The organism is Burkholderia sp. AW33-5 (genome assembly GCF_053427615.1).
Genome location: NZ_JBSAXA010000018.1, coordinates 21848 through 43430 on the forward strand (window position 1 = coordinate 21848; position 21583 = coordinate 43430).

General features: G+C 68.1%; 20 protein-coding genes. 9 read left to right on the top strand and 11 right to left on the bottom strand.

Going from position 1 to position 21583, the window contains the following annotated elements; all coding sequences use genetic code 11:
• Positions 1–57 precede the first annotated feature (57 nt).
• Positions 58–1377: a C4-dicarboxylate transporter DctA gene (locus tag ACV22V_RS24195; protein ID WP_448015745.1), complete on the bottom strand. Its 1320-nt coding sequence runs from the start codon at positions 1375–1377 to the stop codon at positions 58–60.
• A gap of 188 nt (positions 1378–1565) precedes the next feature.
• Here ACV22V_RS24195 and ACV22V_RS24200 point away from each other — a divergent pair, with 188 nt between their 5' ends.
• Positions 1566–2288 carry a FadR/GntR family transcriptional regulator gene (locus tag ACV22V_RS24200; RefSeq protein ID WP_175911119.1) on the top strand — a complete coding sequence of 241 codons (723 nt, stop codon included), beginning with the start codon at positions 1566–1568 and terminating at the stop codon, positions 2286–2288.
• A gap of 57 nt (positions 2289–2345) precedes the next feature.
• Here the strand turns inward: ACV22V_RS24200 and cynR are convergent, their stop codons facing one another.
• A complete protein-coding gene (gene cynR, locus ACV22V_RS24205; RefSeq protein WP_448015746.1) occupies positions 2346–3236 on the bottom strand; it encodes a transcriptional regulator CynR in 891 nt (296 codons plus the stop codon).
• Positions 3237–3549: 313 nt separating this feature from the next.
• On the opposite strand from cynR, the gene ACV22V_RS24210 reads away from it, so the two are divergent.
• Positions 3550–4749 (top strand): MFS transporter, encoded by a 1200-nt coding sequence (locus ACV22V_RS24210; RefSeq protein ID WP_448015747.1) that lies wholly within the window; start codon positions 3550–3552, stop codon positions 4747–4749.
• Between the two features lie 92 nt (positions 4750–4841).
• Here ACV22V_RS24210 and ACV22V_RS24215 read toward each other — a convergent pair whose 3' ends face one another.
• Together ACV22V_RS24215 and ACV22V_RS24220 are read right to left on the bottom strand one after the other, a co-directional pair.
• A complete protein-coding gene (locus ACV22V_RS24215; RefSeq protein WP_059535272.1) occupies positions 4842–5900 on the bottom strand; it encodes an L-idonate 5-dehydrogenase in 1059 nt (352 codons plus the stop codon).
• A 9-nt stretch (positions 5901–5909) separates the two neighbouring features.
• Positions 5910–6683 carry an SDR family NAD(P)-dependent oxidoreductase gene (locus ACV22V_RS24220; protein ID WP_223960877.1) on the bottom strand — a complete coding sequence of 258 codons (774 nt, stop codon included), beginning with the start codon at positions 6681–6683 and terminating at the stop codon, positions 5910–5912.
• 149 nt (positions 6684–6832) lie between these two features.
• Here ACV22V_RS24220 and ACV22V_RS24225 point away from each other — a divergent pair, with 149 nt between their 5' ends.
• Positions 6833–7723: a LysR substrate-binding domain-containing protein gene (locus ACV22V_RS24225; RefSeq protein WP_448015748.1), complete on the top strand. Its 891-nt coding sequence runs from the start codon at positions 6833–6835 to the stop codon at positions 7721–7723.
• A 77-nt stretch (positions 7724–7800) separates the two neighbouring features.
• Here ACV22V_RS24225 and gap read toward each other — a convergent pair whose 3' ends face one another.
• Both gap and tkt read right to left on the bottom strand, forming a co-directional pair.
• Positions 7801–8811, bottom strand: a complete 1011-nt coding sequence (gene gap / locus ACV22V_RS24230) for a type I glyceraldehyde-3-phosphate dehydrogenase (RefSeq protein ID WP_006476940.1) — start codon at positions 8809–8811, stop codon at positions 7801–7803.
• Between the two features lie 86 nt (positions 8812–8897).
• The gene (gene tkt, locus ACV22V_RS24235) at positions 8898–10970 is read right to left on the bottom strand and encodes a transketolase (protein ID WP_059689086.1); all 2073 of its coding nucleotides are present in this window, start codon (positions 10968–10970) and stop codon (positions 8898–8900) included.
• A 216-nt stretch (positions 10971–11186) separates the two neighbouring features.
• Between tkt and speE the strand changes: the two genes are divergently transcribed.
• From speE to ACV22V_RS24250, 3 genes are all read left to right on the top strand, one after another.
• Entirely contained in the window at positions 11187–12044 is an 858-nt protein-coding gene (gene speE / locus ACV22V_RS24240) for a polyamine aminopropyltransferase (protein ID WP_448015749.1), read from the top strand.
• A gap of 206 nt (positions 12045–12250) precedes the next feature.
• On the top strand, positions 12251–12667 hold the full coding sequence (locus ACV22V_RS24245) for a VOC family protein (protein WP_059535265.1): 417 nt from the start codon (positions 12251–12253) through the stop codon (positions 12665–12667).
• 17 nt (positions 12668–12684) lie between these two features.
• The gene (locus tag ACV22V_RS24250; RefSeq protein WP_448015750.1) at positions 12685–13452 is read left to right on the top strand and encodes a 16S rRNA (uracil(1498)-N(3))-methyltransferase; all 768 of its coding nucleotides are present in this window, start codon (positions 12685–12687) and stop codon (positions 13450–13452) included.
• A 139-nt stretch (positions 13453–13591) separates the two neighbouring features.
• Here ACV22V_RS24250 and ACV22V_RS24255 read toward each other — a convergent pair whose 3' ends face one another.
• The 3 genes from ACV22V_RS24255 to ACV22V_RS24265 form a co-directional block, all read right to left on the bottom strand.
• Positions 13592–14155 (bottom strand): barstar family protein, encoded by a 564-nt coding sequence (locus tag ACV22V_RS24255; protein ID WP_059700745.1) that lies wholly within the window; start codon positions 14153–14155, stop codon positions 13592–13594.
• Positions 14156–14171: 16 nt separating this feature from the next.
• Positions 14172–14603, bottom strand: a complete 432-nt coding sequence (locus ACV22V_RS24260) for a ribonuclease domain-containing protein (protein WP_448015751.1) — start codon at positions 14601–14603, stop codon at positions 14172–14174.
• 379 nt (positions 14604–14982) lie between these two features.
• Positions 14983–17325, bottom strand: coding sequence for an NADP-dependent malic enzyme (locus tag ACV22V_RS24265; protein ID WP_269467394.1), 2343 nt, complete (start codon positions 17323–17325; stop codon positions 14983–14985).
• Positions 17326–17425: 100 nt separating this feature from the next.
• On the opposite strand from ACV22V_RS24265, the gene thiL reads away from it, so the two are divergent.
• The 3 genes from thiL to ACV22V_RS24280 are packed head-to-tail and all read left to right on the top strand — an operon-like array spanning position 17426 to position 19524.
• The gene (gene thiL, locus ACV22V_RS24270) at positions 17426–18460 is read left to right on the top strand and encodes a thiamine-phosphate kinase (protein ID WP_156441465.1); all 1035 of its coding nucleotides are present in this window, start codon (positions 17426–17428) and stop codon (positions 18458–18460) included.
• Positions 18450–18992, top strand: coding sequence for a phosphatidylglycerophosphatase A family protein (locus ACV22V_RS24275; protein ID WP_059535259.1), 543 nt, complete (start codon positions 18450–18452; stop codon positions 18990–18992). Before thiL ends, ACV22V_RS24275 begins: the two co-directional genes overlap by 11 nt.
• A gap of 31 nt (positions 18993–19023) precedes the next feature.
• The gene (locus ACV22V_RS24280) at positions 19024–19524 is read left to right on the top strand and encodes a CinA family protein (protein WP_223962808.1); all 501 of its coding nucleotides are present in this window, start codon (positions 19024–19026) and stop codon (positions 19522–19524) included.
• 63 nt (positions 19525–19587) lie between these two features.
• Here the strand turns inward: ACV22V_RS24280 and pyrF are convergent, their stop codons facing one another.
• Together pyrF and ACV22V_RS24290 are read right to left on the bottom strand one after the other, a co-directional pair.
• Positions 19588–20415, bottom strand: a complete 828-nt coding sequence (pyrF, locus tag ACV22V_RS24285; protein WP_059535255.1) for an orotidine-5'-phosphate decarboxylase — start codon at positions 20413–20415, stop codon at positions 19588–19590.
• 39 nt (positions 20416–20454) lie between these two features.
• On the bottom strand, positions 20455–21519 hold the full coding sequence (locus tag ACV22V_RS24290) for an aldose 1-epimerase (protein WP_448015752.1): 1065 nt from the start codon (positions 21517–21519) through the stop codon (positions 20455–20457).
• Positions 21520–21583 lie beyond the last annotated feature (64 nt).

Here is a 21583-nt window from a genome sequence, read left to right on the forward strand (position 1 = left end):
GCCGCAGGAAATTCGTTCGCGCGAAGCGGTCGGGGAAGCCGCTTCGCGCGAGGGCGCTCAGAGCGCGTGGGCCTGGTCGCCGGCGACCGGTGCGGCGCTGCCCTGCTCGTCGGCCACGTAGCGCAGTTCGCGGTTCAGCACGCGCGTCGCGCGGGCCCGGTCGATGTCGTTCTCCCACACGGCGACGACCACCGTCGCGACGCAGTTGCCGATCAGGTTGGTCAGCGCACGGGCGATGCCGACGAACCAGTCGACCGGGAGGATCAGCACGAGACCGAGCACCGGAATCGCGGGAATCGCCGACAGCGTCGCCGCGAGGATCACGATCGCCGACCCCGGAATCCCGTGCGCGCCCTTCGACGTGACGAGCGATACCAGCAGCACGACGATCAGGTCATGCGTGGACAGCGGCGTGTTGGTGGCCTGCGCGATGAACAGCACGGCGAGCGTCAGGTAGATCGAGAAGCCGTCGAGGTTGAACGAATAGCCGGTCGGGATCACCAGGCCGACCGTCGAATCCTTGATGCCCATGTATTCGAGCTTGCTCATCACCTGCGGCAGCACCGCGTCCGACGACGCCGTGCCGAGCACGATCGACAGCTCCTCGCGCAGGTAGCGGATCAGCTTGAACACCGAGAAGCCCGCGATGCGCATCACGATGCCGAGCACGACCGTGACGAACACGATGCAGCTCAGGTAGAACACGGCGACGAGGTAGCCGAGCTGCTTGAGCGACGCGACGCCGTACTTGCCGGTCGTGAACGCGATCGCGCCGAGCACGCCGAGCGGCGCGAGCTTGATGATGAAGCCGATGATGCGGAAGAACACGTGCGACAGTTCCTCGATCAGGCTGTTCACGCGCTGCGCCTTGTCGCCGAGCAGCGACAGCGCGGAACCGAACAGCACCGCGAACACGAGGATCTGCAGGATGTCACCCTTCGCGAACGCGTCGATCGCGGTCTCGGGGATGATCTTCATCAGGTAGCCGGCCGTGTCCTTCAGGCTTTCGGCGTTCTTCGCATACGACGAGAGCGAGGCCGCGTCGAGCGAGCGCAGGTCGATGTTCATCCCGACGCCCGGGCGCGTCAGCCACGCGAGGACGAGCCCGATGCCGAGCGCGATCGTCGTCATCACCTCGAAGTAGACGACCGCCTTCAGGCCGACCCGGCCGACCTTCTTCAGGTCGCCCGCATTGGCCATCCCGCTGACCACGACGCAGAACACGATCGGGCCGATGACCATCTTGATGAGCTTCAGGAAGCCGTCGCCGAGCGGTCGCAGCGATTCGGCGAAATGCGGGAAGACCGCGCCGAGCGCGACCCCCAGGATTAATGCGACGACTACCCGGCCAAACAGCGAATTGAGGAATTTCGACACGGCGCTCTCCCGATCCAACGGTTGCAGTTTCGTCTGTTCATACTGGTAAGACCAGTGATGTTATGGTGGATAGTAGGAAGCCGATATAGTCGCGTCAAGGACGAACAAAATAGGGATTTCCCGCGCATGCGGGGGCGGATCGTGGCTTTCCCGTAGGCCGGTCATGCATCGCGCGCGGGCGGATTACAATGCCGGTCAGACCGGCCATCGTTCACATCATGAAAAACGTTCCGCACACCGTGACCGACGCCGCCATCGCGACGATCCGCGACCGGATCGAGGCAGGCGTGTATCCGGTCGGCAGCCTGCTGCCGGCCCAGCGCCAGCTCTCCGAGGAGCTGGAAATCAGCCGCGCGTCGCTGCGTGAGGCGCTCTCCACGCTCGAGGCGCTCGGGATGCTGCGCATCCGCGCCGGCAAGGGCGTGTATGTCGAAAGCGCCCAGGCGACGGCCGCCCATCCGTGGCAGTTCGCCGAGCAGTCGTCACCGCCCGACACGTACCAGATGCGCTATGCGCTCGAAGGGTTCGCCGCGCGGATGGCCGCACACGTCGTCACCGACGACGACATCGCATGGTTCGAGGACAACCTCGCCGACCTGCACGTCGCGCTGACCGAAAGCGCACTCGACGAAGCGTCGCGGCTCGACTTCGACTTCCACATGCGGATCATCCATCTCGCGGGCAACGCGGCGATCGAGTCGGTGCTGCGCAGCAGCGCGGACATCATGAAGGAAAGCCAGCGCATGCCGTTCTACCGGCGCGAGCTGCTGCTGTCGACGTGGCACGAGCACCGCGCGATCGTCGACGCGTTGATCGCCCGCGATGCGGCCGCGGCCGGCACGGCGATCGAGACGCACATCGCGAACGCCGCGCAACGCGCGGGCATCTTCTTCCCGACGCCGGGCGCCTGACGCCGCCGTCGGCCGGCGGTCCCGGCCGCCGCGGCAGCCCTTCTCCGGTCGTACCGGTCATCCCCCCGAAGGATCGCGATACGCGAGCGCACGCGCGATGAACGCGCGCGCCGCGACGCTGCGGTACGCGCCCTTGCGCGTGAGCAGCGCCGCCGTGCGCGACGGCAGCGGCGGATCGAGCGCCAGCGCGCACAGGTCGCCGCTCTCGCGCGCGACCGCGTCCGGCAGCACCGTCGCGAGCCGCCCGCGGCGCACGAGCTCCAGCACCGCGCTGACCGTGTTCGTCTCGATCGCGATCGTCGGCCGCGCGCCCTGTTCGATGAAATACCGGTCGATGCTTTCCCGCGTCGCGAACGCGCGGCTCAGCAGCACCAGCGGCTCGCCGACGAGTTCGGCCGGGCTCAGCGCGCGCCGGCGGCGGGCAAGGCGGTGCGTGCGGCCCGTCACGAGCGCGAGCGGTTCGTCCCACAGCGGCAGCGCGTCGATGTCCGGCGCGCGCGGCGGCACGAACGCGAAACCCGCATCGAGCCGGTCGTCGGCGAGCAGCGCCTCGATGCGCTCCTGCGGCATCGCGTCGATCGTCAGCGTGACGTTCGGGAAATCCGCATGGAACGCGTCGATCAGCGAACCGCTCAGGTAGGCCGCGAAGGTCGGCATCATCGCGAGCCGCAGCGAACCGCTGCCGAGATCGGCGACGTCGTGCAGCGCGCGCTGCCCGGCATCGAGCTCGTGCAGCGCCGCGCGCGCGTGACGCGCGTAGACCTCGCCGAATTCGGTGAGCTGCACCGCGCGGCCCGAGCGGTCGAACAGCTGCACGCCGAGCATGTCCTCGAGCTGGCGGACCTGCTGCGACAACGTCGGCTGCGACACGTGCAGCACATCGGCCGCGCGCGTGAAGCTACGCTGCTCGGCGACGGCCAGGAAATAGCGGATGTGGCGGAGTAGCATCGTGGGCGATGTATTGGCAATGCCAATGGATACCATAAGAATCCAGTCTTGGACGCTATGGTTCGATTTCCGCATCATACGCACATCCGCTCCCGCCCACGGCGCCAGGCCGCCGCACCGGAGCGGTCCACCCGGGCCCGCCCTCCCTTCGCCCGCCGCACGACGCGCCGCCGCCAACCTCATCCGGACGCCGGCCACGCGCCGCCCGGCGCGCGTCGGCGCATCGCCGATCCGTTGAAGCCGGCCCCGACTTCCGCAACCCGCGTTGCCGACGGCCCGTGCCGCCGGCCGGCGCCGCTGTTTTTTCGCGACCATGGAACCGCATCACGACAACCATCCTCCCCTGACCCGCGCGATGACGCTGCTGTTCGCCTGCGCGTGCGGCATCGTCATCGGCAACATCTATTACGCGCAGCCGCTGCTCGCGGCGATCGCGCACAGCTTCGGCCGCCCGCCCGCCGAACTCGGCTATCTCGTCACGCTGACCCAGCTCGGCTACGCGGCGAGCCTGCTGCTGATCGTCCCGCTCGGCGACGCGGTCAATCGCCATACGCTGATCGTGCGGCTGCTCGCGCTCAATGTGATCGCGCTGGTCGCCGTCGCGTTCAGCACGAACTTCACGATGTTCGTCGTCGCGAACGTCGCGCTCGGCTTCGTCACGTGCTCGACGCAGCTGCTCGTGCCGTTCGCCGCCTCGCTCGCCGATGCGCGCACGCGCGGCCGCGCGGTCGGCACCGTGATGAGCGGGCTGCTGCTCGGCATCCTGCTCGCGCGCGTCGCGGCCGGCGCGATCGCCGACGGGTTCGGCTGGCGCGCTGTGTACGGAATCGCCGCGGCGATGATCCTCGCGCTGACCGGCGTGCTCGCTGCGAAGCTGCCGAAGGATCGCCGCCACGCACGGCTCGATTACGCGGCGCTGATGAAGTCGCTCGTCGCACTGGTGCGCGCGCAGCCGCTGATCGCGCTGCGCTCGACCTACGGCGCGCTCGTGTTCGCATGCTTCAGCCTGCTGTGGACCGGCCTCACGTTCCTGTTGAGCCAGCCGCCGTACAGCTATTCCGAAGGGCAGATCGGCCTGTTCGGGATCGTCGGCGCGGTGGGCGCGCTCGCGGCGACGTCGGCCGGCCGCCTCGTCGATCGCGGCCACGGCAACGCGGCGACCGGCCTGTTCGCGGCGGCCGTGCTCGCCTCGTTCGCACTGATCGCGGCCGGCGCGCATTCGCTCGTCGCGCTGATCGCGGGCATCCTGCTGCTCGACGTGGGCGTGCAGGGCATGCACATCTCGAACCAGAGCGTGATCTATGCGCTCGCCGGCCACGCGCGCAGCCGCGTGACGACGATCTACCTGACGAGCTACTTCATCGGCGGCGCATTCGGGTCGTTCGCGGCGAGCGTCGCGTACGGCGTCGACGGCTGGCGTGGCGTGTGCATCGCGGGCGCGGCGCTCGCCGGCGTGCTGATCGCCCTGTGGCTCGTGTCGCAGCGCGTCGGCGCGCGGCAAGTCACGCAATAGCCCGCTTTCGCCCCTGCCAATGAAAAAGGCACGCTCCGCAAATCGCGGGCGTGCCTTTTCTGCATGCGCGCCGTCGCGCCATCAGCAGACGATCATGCCCCCTCGTGCGCGAAATCGATCAGCACCTTCATCGCACGCTGCCGGTCACCGGCCAGCTCGAACGCGCGATTCGCGTCGCGCATCGGGAACACGCCCGTCACGGCCGGGCTCAGGTCGACGCGCCGCGCATTGATCAACTGCACCGCGAGCGCGAATTCCGCATGGAAGCGGAACGAACCGCAGATCGACAGCTCCTTGGCGACCACGACGTTCTGCGGCAGGCTGACGTCGCCGCCGAGCCCGAGCTGCACGACGACGCCGCGCGGCCGCATCACGTCGAGGCCGTCGCGCAATGCGCGCGCATTGCCCGAACACTCGATCATCACGTCGAACGTCCCCTTGTCGGCACCGTAGCGCGCGACCCACCCGGTGTCCGTCGACGCGTTGATCGCGTGATCCGCGCCGAGCGCGCGGGCAACCTCGAGCGGCGCATCGACCACGTCGGTCGCGACGATCTCCGCCGCGCCGTGCACGCGCGCCGCCGCGACCGCCAGCACGCCGATGGGCCCGCACCCCGACACGAGCACGCGGCGGCCGATCAGCGGGCCGGCGCGCGACACCGCATGCAGCCCGACCGCGAACGGCTCGGCGAGCGCCGCGAGCGACAGCGGCACATGGTCCGCCACCTTCACGCACTGCGCGGCATCGCACACGAGCGCGTTGCGAAATGCGCCCTGCACGTGCGGCATGCGCATCGCGCTGCCGTAGAAGCGCATGTCGAGACACTGGTTCGGGAGCCCTTCCAGGCAGTAGCGGCACGCGCCGCACGGGCGGCTCGGATTCACCGCGACGCGATCGCCGACCTTCACCGACGTCACGTCCGGCGCGACCGCCGCCACCGTGCCGGCCACTTCATGGCCGAGCACCATCGGCTGCTGCAGCCGGATCGCGCCGAAGCCGCCATGCCGGAAATAATGGAGATCGGAGCCGCAGATGCCGCCCATCGCGACATCGACGCGCACCTGCCCCGGGCCGATCTCGCCCGCGTCCTGCTCTTCGAGCCGCAGGTCGTTCGGCCCGTGGATCACGAGACACATGCAACGCATACGCATGACGTTCTCCTATACCGCGCTGGTCAGGCCGCCGTCGACGAACAGCGTCTGGCCGTTCACGAAATCCGATGCGGCCGATGCGAGGAAGATCGCCGCGCCGCACAGCTCGTCGACGCGCCCCCAGCGGCCGGCCGGCGTGCGCTTGCACAGCCAGTCGGAGAACGCCGCGTCGTCGACCAGCGCGCGGTTCAGCTCCGTCTCGAAATAGCCTGGCGCGAGGGCGTTCGCCTGAATGCCGTGACGCGCCCAGTCGGCACACATCCCTTTCGTCAGCATCCGCACCGCGCCCTTGGTCGCCGCATACGGCGCGATCGTCGGCCGCGCAAGCTCGCTCTGCACCGAGCAGATGTTGATGATCTTGCCGCGGCCGCGCGCGATCATGTGGCGCGCCACCGCCTGCGCGACGTTGAACACGCCGTCGAGATTCACGCGCATCAGCGCATGCCAGTCGTCCGGATCGAATGCATCGAGCGGTGCGCGGCGCTGGATGCCCGCGTTGTTCACGAGGATGTCGATCGCGCCGACGCGCGCCTCGACATCGTCGATCGCCGCACGCACCTGCGCGTGCTCGGCGACGTCGAACACCGCGTGATCGGCGGCGAAACCCTCGTCGCGGAAATGACGCGCGAGCGTCGCAGCCTTCTCCTCATTGCGATCGTTGATCACGATCGCCGCACCGGCCTCCGCGAGCCCGCGGGCGAGCGTCAGCCCGATGCCGCGTCCGGAACCGGTAATCAGTGCGCGGCGGCCGTCCAGGCGGAACCGGTCAAGCGCGTTGCTCATGCGTGTCTCCTCGTGCCATCGAGCCGACCGCCGGTCGCGGCCGGTCTCGCGATGAGCGTATCTTCGGCGCTCGGCCGGGGTCGCGCCAATGGTCTTTTTTGATCCGGTTATCATGAAATCCGATCACCGTCTGCTGCCGCCCGCCCACCATGGAACTCAAGCAATTGCGCGCCTTCGTCACGCTCGCGGAAGAGCTGCATTTCGGGCGCGCCGCGCAGCGCCTGTTCATCGTGCAATCCGCGCTGAGCATGCAGATCAAGGCGCTCGAGGAAGATCTGAGTGCACGCCTGTTCGAGCGCGACCGCCACAAGGTCGAACTCAGCGATACCGGGCGCGTGTTCCTGCCCGAGGCGCGGGCGACGCTGCAGCAGGCCGCGCGTGCGGAGCAGATGGCGCGGCTGTCGAGCCGCGGCGAGATCGGCACGCTGCGCATCGCGTTCGTGTCGTCGGTGCTGCCGGCACTGCTGCCGGCCGTGCTGCGCACGATGCGCGAGCGCTATCCGCTGATCGCGCTCGAATTGAAGGATCTGCCGACACCCGACCAGATTGCCGCGCTGCGCGACCGGCGCATCGATTTCGGAATGATCCGGCTACCGGCCGCGTATGCGGGCATCGACACGCGCGTGGTGCTCGAGGAGGGCTTCGTCGTCGCGCTGCCGATCGACCATCCGCTCGCCGCGCACGAGACGATCGCGCCGGCCGCGTTGCGCGGCCAGCCCGCGTTCGTGCTCGCGCGCCGTTACGCGCCCGGCTTTCACGACGACATGCTGCTCGCGCTGAGCCGCGCGGGCACGACGCTCGAGATCGCGCAGGAATTCGGCGAATTCACGACGATGCTCGCGCTCGTCGCGGCCGGAATGGGGATCGGGCTGATCCCGGCAGAAGCCGCGAGCGCGCTGCCGCCGAACGTGCTCGCGCGGCCGCTCGACCTGGCCGGGCACCGGACCGGCATCGGCCTCGCGTGGACCGACCTCGACAGCCCGTTGAAGCGTGCGTTCGTCGACGCGCTCGAACACGTGACGGCGAACGCCGGGCAATAAAAAAGCCCGGCCGGAAAAACCGGGCCGGGCTCGTTCGCCACGCAGACCGCCTTGCGGCGGCCGCGCGACGTGCGGGATTACTTCGCGTTCGCGAATGCGATTGCCGTATCCAGCATGCGGTTCGAGAAACCCCACTCGTTGTCGTACCAGCTCGACACCTTGACGAGGCGGCCCGACACCTTGGTCAGCGTCGCGTCGAACGTCGACGAAGCCGGGTTGTGGTTGAAGTCGATCGACACCAGCGGTGCGTCGTTGTAGCCGAGGATGCCCTTCAGCGCGCCTTCCGATGCTTCCTTCATGATCGCGTTGACTTCCTCGACCGTCGTGTCGCGCTTCGCGATGAACGACAGGTCGACGATCGACACGTTGATCGTCGGGACGCGGATCGCGTAACCGTCGAGCTTGCCGTTCAGTTCCGGCAGCACGAGGCCGACGGCCGATGCAGCACCCGTCTTCGTCGGGATCTGGCTGTGGGTGGCCGAACGCGCGCGGCGCAGGTCTTCGTGATAGACGTCCGTCAGCACCTGGTCGTTCGTGTACGCGTGGATCGTCGTCATCAGGCCGGTTTCGAGGCCGATCTTGTCGTTCAGCGGCTTGACGAGCGGCGCGAGGCAGTTCGTCGTGCACGATGCGTTCGAAATGACGGTGTGCTCGGCCTTCAGCACGTCGTGGTTCACGCCGTAGACGATCGTCGCGTCGACGTCCTTGCCGCCCGGCGCCGAGATGATCACCTTCTTCGCGCCGCCCTTCAGGTGCGCGCTCGCCTTTTCCTTCGTCGTGAAGAAGCCCGTGCATTCCATCACGACGTCGACGCCCAGCTCGCCCCACGGCAGTTCCGCCGGATTGCGGTTGGCCAGCACGCGGATCTTGTCGCCGTTCACGACGAGGTAGTCGCCGTCGACCGACACTTCGCCCGGGAACTTGCCGTGCGCGGTGTCGTACTGGGTCAGGTGCGCGTTGGTCTTCGCATCGCCCAGGTCGTTGATCGCGACGATCTCGAGATCGTGCTTCTTGCCGTTTTCATAAAACGCGCGCAGCGTATTGCGGCCGATACGGCCGTAGCCGTTGATTGCGACGCGAATCGTCATGGTCTATCTCCTGATGGCTGAAAAAATTCGTTTCGTGCAGCTTCACGGTGCGACGCGCGCGGGGGTGGCGCGCGTCGCGAATGCTTTTAGGCCAGCACGGCCTTCGCGGTCTCGACGACGTGCTCGACGGTGAAGCCGAAGTACTTGAACAGCACGCCGGCCGGGGCCGATTCGCCGAACGTGTCGATCCCGACGACGCCGCCTTCGAGGCCGACGTACTTGTGCCAGAACGCGGTCACGCCCGCTTCGATCGCGACGCGGCGCACGCCGTGCGGCAGCACGCGTTCACGGTATTCGGCGTCCTGGCGGTCGAACACGTTGGTCGACGGCATCGACACGACGCGGGCCGCGATGCCCTGCTGCGCGAGCGGCTCGACGGCCTTCATCGCGAGTTCGACTTCCGAGCCCGTCGCGATCAGGATGATCTTGCGCGCGACGATCTCTTCGTCCCAGTCCTTCAGCACGTAGCCGCCCTTCTCGATGTTCGCGATCTGCGCGTCGGTGCGCGGGTTGAACGCGAGGTTCTGGCGGCTGAAGATCAGGCTCGACGGACGGTCTGCGGCAACCGCGTGGGTCCATGCGACGGCAGTCTCGACCGTGTCGGCCGGACGCCATACGTCGTGGTTCGGGATCAGGCGCAGGCTCGACACGTGCTCGATCGACTGGTGCGTCGGGCCGTCTTCGCCGAGGCCGATCGAATCGTGCGTGAACACGAAGATCGACGGGACCTTCATCAGCGACGCGACGCGCAGCGCGTTGCGGCTGTAGTCGGAGAACGTCAGGAAGGTGCCGCCGAACGGCTTGTGGCCGCCGTGCAGCGCGAGGCCGTTGATCGCGGCGCTCATGCCGAATTCGCGCACGCCGTAGTTGATGTGGTTGCCGAGCAGCACGCCCGCGCCTTCCGGGTTCGCGCGGACCGCCTTCGATGCCTTCCAGTTGGTCAGGTTCGAGCCGGTCAGGTCGGCCGAGCCGCCGAGCAGTTCCGGCAGTGCGGCAGCCAGCCCTTCGATCGCCTGCTGCGATGCCTTGCGGGTCGCGACCGTCTCGGCGCGCTCGTTCGCGCCTGCGATGATCGCCGCGGCCTTCTCGGCCCAGTCGGCCGGCAGCTTGTTGGCCATCCGGCGCTCGAATTCAGCGGCTTCTGCCGGGAACTTCGCGCGATATTGCGCGAACGATGCGTCCCACTCGGATTCGGCACGCTTGCCGGCTTCCTTCGCGTCCCATGCCGCATAGACTTCCTGCGGGATCACGAACGGTTCCCACTTCCAGCCGAGCGCTGCGCGCGTCTTCGCGATTTCTTCCGCGCCGAGCGCCGCGCCGTGCACGTCGTGGCCGCCGGCCTTGGTCGCCGCGCCCTTGCCGATCACCGTCTTGCAGCAGATCAGCGTCGGCTTGTCCGACAGCTTCGCCTTCGCGATCGCCGCGTCGACCGCGTCGACGTCATGGCCGTTCACGTTCGGAATCACGTTCCAGCCGTAGGCTTCGAAGCGCTTCGGGGTGTCGTCGTGGAACCAGTTGACGACGTCGCCGTCGATCGAGATGCCGTTGTCGTCGTACAGCGCGATCAGCTTGTTCAGCTTCAGCGTGCCCGCGAGCGAGCAGGCTTCGTGCGAGATGCCTTCCATCAGGCAGCCGTCGCCGAGGAACACGTACGTGTGGTGATCGACGATCTTCGCGCCGTCGCGGTTGAACTCGTCGGCCATCAACGCTTCGCCGAGCGCCATGCCGACCGCGTTCGCCAGACCCTGGCCGAGCGGGCCGGTGGTCGTCTCGACGCCCGGCGTGATGCCGTATTCCGGGTGGCCCGGCGTCTTCGAGTGCAGCTGGCGGAAGTTCTTCAGCTCTTCCATCGGCAGGTCGTAGCCGGTCAGGTGCAGCAGCGAGTACAGCAGCATCGAGCCATGGCCGTTCGACAGCACGAAGCGGTCGCGGTCTGCCCAGTGCGGGTTCGTCGGGTTGTGCTTCAGGTGGCGCGACCAGAGCGCAACGCCGATTTCGGCCATGCCCATCGGCATGCCGGGGTGGCCGGAGTTCGCTTGCTGGACGGCGTCCATCGCGAGCGCACGGATCGCGTTGGCCATCAGGGTGGTGGAGGCGGGAGACGAAGTCGTCATGTCGAGTCCGGAGAACGAGTCGAGGAAACGGGGGCACGGCGGCATCCGGAAGCTCGAGCGTCAATCGTTCCCGGCGCGCGGTGCGGCGCCTGACGGACGCGAAGCGGACGGAGCCTACGGACGGGGCTGCAAAGCTCGACATTTTAACAGATGGGCTGACATTTCCCTTGTCGGCGCGCGGTGTTCCGGCACGCTTTTCCGCGGAACCGCATGCCTCCTATAATTCAGGCGTCGGAACTGCCCGCCCCGAGCGGCCCGCCCGTGAACACGACCCTTCTCTTCCATCCCACGCCCGACGCCGCGTACGGCTTCCCGAACGCACGCCGGCTCGCGCACGTCGCGTCGCCGCACCAGCACATCGAAGTCTGGGAAACCCCGCAGCTCGGCCGACTGTTCACGCTGGACGGACGGCCGATGACGTCGGTCGGCGACGAATACGTGTACCACGAGTGCATGACGCACCCGGCCGCGCTCACGCATCCGTGCCCGCGCAAGGCGCTCGTGCTCGGCGGCGGCGACGGCGGCGCGGCGCGCCAGCTGCTCAAGCACGCGTGCATCGAGCGGATCGTCGTCGCCGAACTCGACGATGAAGTGGTCGGCATGGCGCGCCGCTATCTCGACGACGTGCACCAGGGCGCGCTCGACGACCCGCGCGTCGAGGTCGTGATCGGCGACGCCGCGCATTTCGTCACGTCGACCGTCGAGCATTTCGATCTCGTCGTGTTCGACCTCACGCCGCCCGATTCGCCGGCGGCCGGCCTCTATACGCGCGAGTTCTACGCGCGACTCAAGCGGATCCTCACGCCGTGCGGCGCGATCTCGCTGCATCTCGGCTCGCCGGTGTTCCACGTGGCGCGCATCGCCGCGCTGCTCGCCGACCTGCGCGCGAGCTTCGCGTTCGTCGATCCGTTGTCCGCGCACGTGCCGCTGTACGGATCCCAATGGCTGATGGCGATCGCGAGCGACACGCTCGATGCCGCCGCGCTGTTCGCGCACGACATCGACGAGCGTCTCTCCGCGCGCCGCGTGCAGGGCCTGCGCTACTACGATGCGCGGCTCCATGCGGCCCTCTTTGCCCTGCCGCGCGCGCTGCGCGATACACTGGGCGTTCGTCGCTGAGCGTCCCGGGCGGACGCATCGTTCTGCGGGTTGGTCGCGCGTTCTCCCGCGCCCGACCCGCGACGCCCACGCCCGGAACGATGCACGCGGCCCGCCGGCATGTCCGCGGGACCGCACCGGGCACCCGCGCGCCGATATCCGTTGGACTGCCAAGCATGGGACCGGAGCAACCGCTCAAGCGCCAACACCGTTCGACAGGAGATTTCATGACCGATCCACGTCCGGCCAACGTGCCTTGGTTGACGCCTTACCTGGCCGTGCGCAATGCGCATGCGGCCATCGAGTTCTTCCAGGCCGCATTCGGCTTCGAGTTGCGCGACGTCCTCGACGAGGACGGCGCGATCATGCACGTCGAGATGACCTACCGCGGGCAACTGATCGTGATGTTCGCGCCCGAAGGTGCGTTCGGCTCCACCGCGCTCACGCCGAAGAGTGCGGGCGCAACCGCCCCGCAATCGTTCTATTTGTATGTCGACGACGTCGACGCGACCTGGCAGCGCGCGCTCGACGCGGGCGCAAAATCGCTGACCGCGCCGCAAGACCAGTTCTGGGGCGACCGCTTCGCGCAGATCGAAGATCTCGACGGCTACCGCTGGGCGCTCGCGCGCCGTCTGAGCGCATGAACGGAGCTGCGATACGCATGAGTGAAGCCACCACCACCGCGGCCGTGCCGCGCTTTTTCATCGAGGCGGCGCTGCGCACCGACGCGACGCTCGCGTTGCCGGCCGACGTCGCGCGTCACGCGCAAGTGCTGCGGCTGCAGCCCGGCGACGCGCTGGCGCTGTTCGACGGCAGCGGCGGCCAGTACCGCGCGCGGCTCGTCGAGATCGACAAGCGCAGCGCGCTCGCACAGATCGAGGCGTTCGACCCGGCCGAGGCCGAGCCGCCTTATCGCGTGACGCTCGCGCAAGGCATCGCCGGCGGCGACAAGATGGATTGGGTGATCGAGAAGGCCGTCGAGCTCGGCGTCGCGGCGGTCGTGCCGCTGTCGACCGCGCGCGGCGTCGTGAAGCTGTCCGGCGAGCGCGCGGACAAGCGCGTCGCGCACTGGCGCGGCGTCGTGCGCGCGTCGTGCGAACAATGCGGGCGCAACCGCGTGCCCGACGTCGCGCCGGTACGCGGCTTCGGCGCCTGGCTCGATGGGCTGCCGGCCGCGCCGGCCGACGGCGAGCTGCGGCTGCTGCTGTCGCCGCGCGCGAGCATCCCGTTCGCGTCGCTGCCCGACGCGCCGCCTACGGCGGCCGTCACGCTGCTGATCGGCCCTGAAGGCGGGCTGTCGCCGGACGAGGAAAACGCGGCACGCGCACGCGGGTTCACCGCGTTGTCGCTCGGCCCGCGCGTGCTGCGCACCGAGACGGCCGGCGCGGCTGTGCTCGCGGCGCTGGCCGCGCGCTGGGGCGGCTGGTGACGAACCCGACGCGTCGCGACACGCGGCGCGCCGGCTCTCGGGGTCGCCACGCGAATGCGTCGCGCGGACGCAAAAAAGCCCGCGCGAGGCGGGCCTTTTGCCGGATCGGCCGCGTTCGGGCGGCCGACGGGTTCGCGCTTTACGCGAACGAATAGAACACGCGGAACGCGACCTTGCGCTCGGCCCAGAATTCGGCGGCTTCGCGGAACACGTCGAGCAGCGTTTCGCGCCCTTCCTTGTCGAATTTCTGCGCGATCGGCAACCCTTCGAGGACGATCACGAAACCGGGCTGCGCGCCGGCCTTCGCGACCAGGTCGGTCAGGCAGTCGTACAGCGCATCGTAGTTCTTCCCGAAATGTTTCGGAAACAGGAACGACGTCGCGATCGTCTCCATCACTTCCTGCTTGGACTGCGCGGCGCCGCAATGCGCGTACAGGAAATGCTGGCCGAGCCGGTTGGCTTCGTCGGCGAGATCCTGCACGCGGAACGCGCGGATCGACTGCACGAGATTGGGTCGCACGGTCGTGAAAAGGCTCATAGGCTCCTCGTTCGATGAAAGCCCGGGCTCGGCTTCCTGTTGCTCCGGCGCGCCGCCGGCCTGTGCCGCCGCGTGGAGTTGCATCACGCGCTGAAACAGATTGCCGTCGCCGGCCGCGAACAGTTCCGCCGCCGCCGTATCGTGCGCGTAGATGGAGTCGCTCATTCCGTTCATCCCGAAGTCATTCAACAATACGTTTAAAACTGTTGTAGTGGTCGTCTGTGTAATAACAGTTGTCGATCCGGCGCAATGGCCCGCCGCAGACGATCCGGCGCGCGCCGCGATTGCGTGCGCGCGGCGTCGGCACCGTGTACTCGTGGTAGTAGCCGCGCTTCGCCTTCGGCAGGATCCGCTCGCGGTTGCCGAAGACGACGCCGTCTTTCTCGTACGGATAGGGGCCACCGGCGCCGATCAGGCCAAGCGTGGTCACGGCCTCGCGCGGCAGACGGGCGGTCGGGATCGTATCGACCCCGCCGACGGCCAAGTCGGCCGACGCGACCTGCCGTGCGTAAGCGGCGGAAACCAGACTGCCCGTCGGTGTACCGACGATACCCATCGCGAACATCGCGAAGACGGACGCGAGCGCGCCGTTGCGGAGCCACTTGCGTGCCATGAACCAGGGTTCCCGCTGTTAAATCAAGTAGTTGACGACCAACCAAAGGCGTTAGCGTAGCGCTATTGTCCGCGCGAATCAATGTTCGTTTGGGAATCGAAAGGCTGGCCCCGCCCCGAATCGCGCATTTTTTACCGAAATAAGACTACATTTATCTTACATGAGATAAAATATTGGCGGCATCTCTCGTATGGCAAGACTTTGCCTCCTTGCCACGCTCGCTACCTGGAGTGGAGAGATGTTGCTGCTGCTTATGGGAAGCGCGTTTGCGCCCTGCCCGACGGCGTGCCCATTGCGGGCACGCCTCTTTTTGCTTTTGTTTACAATTTCGCCCGCCGCGCGGCACCGGTTCGACCGTTGCCGCGCGATTCCTTCCGGCTCAGCGGGCGGCGTTCACATCGGCGACCAGCAGCGCCGCCATGTTGACGATGCGGCGAACGGTCGCCGATTCGGTCAGCACGTGCACCGGCTGAGCCGCGCCGAGCAGGATCGGCCCGATCGCAATGTTGTTGCCGGCGGCCGTCTTCAGCAGGTTGTACGCGATGTTCGCGGCATCGATGTTCGGCAGGATCAGCAGGTTCGCGTCGCCTTCCAGCGTCGATTCCGGCAGGATTTCCTTGCGCAGCGCGGCGTCGAGCGCGACGTCGCCGTGCATTTCGCCGTCGACCTTCAATTCCGGCGCACGTTCCTGCAGGATCGCGAGCGTATCGCGCATCTTCTGCGCCGAAGGCGCGTTGCTCGTGCCGAAATTCGAGTGCGACAGCAGCGCGACCTTCGGCTCGATACCGAACCGGCGCACTTCTTCCGCGGCCATGATCGTGATCTCGGCAAGTTGCTCCGGGGTCGGATCGACGTTCACATGCGTGTCGACCAGGAAGATCTGGCGGCCCGGCAGCACGAGGCCGTTCATCGCCGCATACACGCTGCAGCCCGGGCGCTTGCCGATCACCTGGTCGATGAAGTGCAGGTGGCGGTGGGTGGTGCTGATCGTGCCGCAGATCATCCCGTCCGCTTCGCCCTTCTTCACCAGCATCGAGCCGATCAGCGTCGTGCGGCGGCGCATCTCCACACGGGCCAGCTGCTCGCTGATGCCCTTGCGCGCCATCATCTTGTAGTACGTCTGCCAGAAGTCGCGGTAGCGCTCGTCGTGCTCGGTGTTGACGACCGTGAAGTCGGTGCCCGGCGTGAGGCGCAGGCCGTAGCGCTGGATACGGTGCTCGATCACCGACGGACGGCCGATCAGGATCGGCTTGGCGAGCTTCTCGTCGACGATGATCTGAACGGCGCGCAGCACGCGCTCTTCCTCGCCTTCCGCGAACACGACGCGCTTCTTCTCCGCCGGCGCGCTGCGCGCGAGCTGGAAGATCGGCTTCATCGTCGTGCCGCTGTGGTACACGAACTGCTGGAGGTGAACGCGGTACGCCTCCATGTCCTCGATCGGGCGTGTCGCGACGCCGCCGTCCATCGCGGCCTGCGCGACGGCCGGCGCGATCTTGACGATCAGGCGCGGATCGAACGGCTTCGGAATCAGGTATTCGGGCCCGAACGACAGGTCCTGGATCCCGTATGCGGTCGCGACGATGTCGCTCTGCTCGTGCTGCGCCAGTTCGGCGATCGCGTTGACGGCCGCGATCTCCATTTCACGCGTGATCGTCGTCGCGCCGACGTCGAGCGCGCCGCGGAAGATGAACGGGAAGCACAGGACGTTGTTGACCTGGTTCGGATAGTCGGTGCGGCCGGTCGCGAGAATCGCGTCGGGGCGCACTTCGAGCGCCGCTTCCGGCAGGATTTCCGGCGTCGGGTTCGCGAGCGCGAGGATCAGCGGGCGCTCGGCCATGCCCTTCACCATCTCCGGCTTCAGCACGCCGGCGGCCGACAGGCCGAGGAAGATGTCCGCGCCGTCGATTACCTCGGCCAGCGTGCGGGCTTCGGTTTCGCGGGCGAAACGCTCCTTGTCCGGATCCATCAGCTCGGTGCGGCCCTTGTAGACCACGCCGGCCAGGTCGGTCACCGTGATGTTCTCGAGCGGCAGGCCGATGTCGACCAGCAGGTCCAGGCACGCGAGCGCGGCCGCACCCGCGCCGGACGCGACGAGCTTCACCTTCTTGATGTCCTTGCCGACGACCTTCAGGCCGTTCGTGACGGCCGCGGCCACGACGATCGCGGTGCCGTGCTGGTCGTCGTGGAACACCGGAATCTTCATCCGCTTGCGCGCTTCGCGCTCGACGATGAAGCAGTCCGGCGCCTTGATGTCTTCCAGGTTGATCCCGCCGAAGGTCGGCTCCAGTGCGGCGATCACGTCGACCAGCTTGTGCGGGTCCGACTCGTTCAGCTCGATGTCGAATACGTCGATGCCGGCAAACTTCTTGAACAGTACGGCCTTGCCTTCCATCACCGGCTTCGACGCGAGCGGGCCGATGTTGCCGAGCCCGAGCACCGCCGTGCCGTTCGTGACGACGCCGACCAGGTTGCTGCGCGCCGTGAAGCGCGCGGCGTTCAGCGGGTTCTCGACGATCTCCTCGCACGCGTACGCGACGCCCGGCGAATACGCGAGCGCGAGGTCGCGCTGGTTGATCATCTGCTTGGTCGGGGCGATCGCGATTTTCCCCGGCGTCGGGAATTCGTGATAGTCGAGAGCGGCTTCGCGGAGCTTGGCTTTGGAGGAGGCTTGGGTCGACATGTGTCTCTTGACGTGCGGATTAGAATAACTGTTCGACGGCATTGTAGCGCCAATCGAAGGCCGCCAGACCGGCGATTCGGGTGCAACAGCCGCGACAAAAATGTACTGAACGGTGCAGGAACGGCGCCGTTCGCTGCGTACAATGCCGTTCCCTTCACCGCTTCCGGGTTCGTCCGCCGTGCCAGCCGCCTTGTCCGAATTTTCGCTGATCGATCGCTTCTTCGCGCGCCGCGCGGCCCGGGGGGCGCGTGCGTCGACGCTCGGCATCGGCGACGATTGCGCGCTGATCGCGCCTCGATCCGGCAAATTGCTGGCCATTTCGACGGACATGCTGGTCGAAGGCCGGCATTTCTTCCCCGATGTCGCGCCCGACGCGCTCGGCCACAAGACGCTCGCGGTCAACCTGTCGGATCTCGCGGCGATGGGCGCCGAGCCGCGCGCGTTCACGCTCGCGTGCGCGCTGCCGCGCGCCGACGCGGCGTGGCTCGAGGCGTTCAGCAACGGGCTGTTCGCGCTCGCCGAGCGGTTCGGCTGCGAACTGATCGGCGGCGACACGACGAGCGGGCCGCTGAACCTGTGCGTGACCGTGTTCGGCGAAGTCTCGCCGGACGCCGCGCTGCGGCGCGACGCCGCGCGCGACGGCGACGACGTCTGGGTGTCCGGCACGCTCGGCGACGCCCGCGCGGGGCTCGGGCTCGCGCGCGGCGAATGGACCGCCGGCGCGGATGAAGCCGCCGCGTTCCGGCAGGCGCTCGAGCGTCCCGAGCCGCGCATCGCGCTCGGGCTTGCGCTCGCCGGCGTCGCGCATGCGGCGCTGGACATCTCGGACGGCCTCGCCGGCGACCTGCAGCACATCCTGACCCGCTCGAACGTGCGCGCCGAGATCGACGCGGACGCGGTGCCGCGCTCGGCCGCGCTCGCGACGCTGCCGCCCGACGTACAGCGACGCTGCACGCTCGCCGGCGGCGACGATTACGAACTGTGCTTCACCGCGCCGGCCGCGGCCCGCGCGGCGATCGAGGCGGCGGGCGCGAGCGCCGGCGTTCGGGTGACGCGAGTCGGTACAATACACGCGTTGTCCTCGCCGTCGGAGCAGCCCGCGATCGCGTGGCGCGACGCCGCCGGCGCCCCCCTGACTCTCACGTTGCACGGTTTCGACCACTTCCATGCAGACTGATCCGACCGCGCAATCCGCGGCCGCGCCCGGCGCCGCCCGACACGTGCCGCAGCGCGCCACCGCGCGCTTCATGCTGTCGCACCCGGCGCACATCGTGTCGCTCGGCTTCGGCAGCGGGCTCGCGCCGTTCATGCCCGGCACGTTCGGCTCGCTGTTCGGCTGGCTCACGTTCGTGGTGTTCAACCGCTACCTGACGGTGCCCGAATGGTGGGCGCTGATCGCGGTCGGTTTCGCGGCGGGCACGTGGATCACCGGGTTCACCGCGCGGAAGATGGGCACGTCCGATCCGGGCGCCGTCGTCTGGGACGAAATCGTCGCGATCTGGCTCGTGATGCTGTTCGTCACGCCCGCGACCTTCATCGGCCAGTTGTGGGCGTTCGTCGTGTTCCGCTTCTTCGACATGCTCAAGCCGCCGCCGATCCGCTATTTCGACCGTCGCGTGAAAGGCGGGCTCGGCATCATGGTCGACGACCTGATCGCCGCGTTCATGACGCTGCTCGTGATCGCGTTCTGGCGCTCCGTCGTCGGCTGACCGATTTCCCGACTCCCGTTTCCCGACGCGCATGCCAACCGATTCCGTCGTCCATCAGCTTGCGATCCGCGCAGGCAACAAGCTGCGTGACGAGCACCTGTCGCTCGCCACCGCCGAATCCTGCACGGGCGGCATGATCGCCGCCGCGATCACCGACATCTCCGGCAGCAGCCAGTGGTTCGAGCGCGGCTTCGTCACCTACTCGAACCAGGCGAAGATCGACATGATCGGCGTGCCGCCCGACCTGATCGAGAAACACGGCGCCGTCAGCGAGCCGGTCGCGCGCGCGATGGCCGAAGGCGCGCTGCGCAACAGCCGCGCGCAGGTCGCGCTGTCCGTCACCGGCATCGCCGGCCCGGCGGGCGGCAGCGAGAAGAAGCCGGTCGGCACCGTGTCGTTCGCGTGGAGCAACCGGCTGCATACCGACGTCGAGACCCTCGTGTTCAAGGGCGACCGCGAGCAGATCCGCACGCAGGCGGCCACGCATGCGCTGCGCGGACTGCTGAAGCTGCTCGACGAACGCGAACGCTGATTCGCCGGCGCAGCGGCAGGGGCGGCCTCCGCCCGTGCTGGCGGCCCGTGTTTCGGCGATATTTCAGCGATACGCGTTGATCGTATCGCGCGTCTTCTGCGCGGCGAGCGCGGCGGCTTCGGCGAAATCCTCGCCCTTGCTCGCGTACAGGATCGCGCGCGACGAGTTGATCATCATCCCGGTGCCGTCGGCGGTGCGGCCCGCGTTGACGGTCGCCTGCACGTCGCCGCCCTGCGCGCCGATGCCGGGGATCAGGAGCGGCATGTCGCCGACGATCCCGCGCACGATCTCGATTTCCTTCGGGAACGTCGCGCCAACCACCAGGCCGAGCTGGCCGTTCTTCGCATTCCACTTGTTCGCCGCGAGGTCGGCCACGACCTGGTACAGCGGCCGGCCGTTGGTGTCGAGGAACTGCAGGTCCGACCCGCCCGGGTTCGACGTGCGGCACAGCACGATCACGCCCTTGCCTTCATGCTCGAAGTACGGCTCCACCGAGTCGTAGCCCATGTACGGGTTCACGGTGACCGCATCCGCGCGATAGCGCTCGAACGCCTCGCGCGCGTACTGCTCGGCCGTGCTGCCGATGTCGCCGCGCTTCGCGTCGAGGATCACGGGCAGGCCCGGATGCTGGAGGTGGATGTGCGCGATCAGGCGCTCGAGCTGATCTTCCGCGCGATGCGCGGCGAAGTACGCGATCTGCGGCTTGAACGCGCTCGCATACTGCGCGGTCGCGTCGACGATCTGCCGGCAGAATTCGAAGATCGCGTCGGGCTGGCCGTCGAACTGCACGGGAAAGCGCGACGGCTCGGGATCGAGGCCGACGCACAGCAGCGAATTCGTGCGCTGCCACGCGGCGCGCAGCGATTCGATGAAAGTAAGCGGGGAAGACATGGCGGATACTCGCGGCAAACCGTTGGTAGACCGCGTATTTTACCCGCGTCGCCGGCGTCCTTCGCGCGCGGCGGCGTCGATGCGCGCATCGGACCGCTCGACGGTGAACGCGAAACGCCGCGTGAGCCGCTCGCCCGGCGCGAGCAGCGTCATCCCGTGCGCGGCCGCGCCGCCCGGCAGGTTCACCGCATTGATCGGATGATCGACCGGCTCGAAGCAGAAGAAATGCTCGCCGGGCGGCGTATAGAGCACGTACGCATCGGCGTCGGCCGCGATCGTCAGCAACAGCCCGCGGCGCGGCCAGCTTACCGTCGCGTGGCCGCCCCAGCCGGTGAACGCATGATTGACGAGCGTCGTCGGCAACGGATACGCGACGCCGAACTGCCAGGCCGGCGGCACGCTCACGTGCCGCACCGGCAGAAAATCCGTGCCCGACAGCCACAGGCCGCCCGCGGCCGCGGCCAGCTCGGTCGCGTCGTCGCGCACGAGGAACGGATGCAGGCCGAGCCCGAACGGCAGCCGTGCACGCCCCGCGTTTTCGATCGTCAGCGCGATCGACAGCGTCGTGTCGTCGAGCGCGAACGACTGGATCGCGCGAAACGCGTACGGCGCGCCGCTCGCGCGATCGAGCGACAGCTGCAGCGTCGTGTCGGTCGCGTCGTCCACCTGCCACGGCGCGAGCCAGCCGTCGCCGTGAATCGGCAGCGGCTCGTCGCGGCGGTTGCGCGGCACCGCGACGCTGCGTCCGTCGCATTCGAAGCGGCCGTTGCCGATCCGGTTCGAGTACGGCAGCAGCGGATAACACGCGAGCGCGTTCGGATCCGTCGCCGTTTCCGGGTGCTCGCACCGCCGGAACACCGGCACCAGCGCGCCGTGGTCGCCGCGCCAGTCGAAGCGCGCGATGCCGCCGCCCAGGTGCGGCAGCACGTCGAGCCGCAGCGACGCGTTCGACAGCGTGACGGCCGCCGCATGCGCGGCGCCGACGCCCTGCGCGAACGCGGCGGTCTGCGGGCCGGCGCTGACCGGCTGCGCGGCGGCAGCCAGGCGCGCGCGGCGCGACTGGCTCGTGGACGACGACGATGCGCGCGAGGACGTGGCGGTCATGGTGAGCTCCTTTCCTTCGTCGATGAAGCGATACGGGTCGTCGCGCGGTGCCGCGCGAACGCGA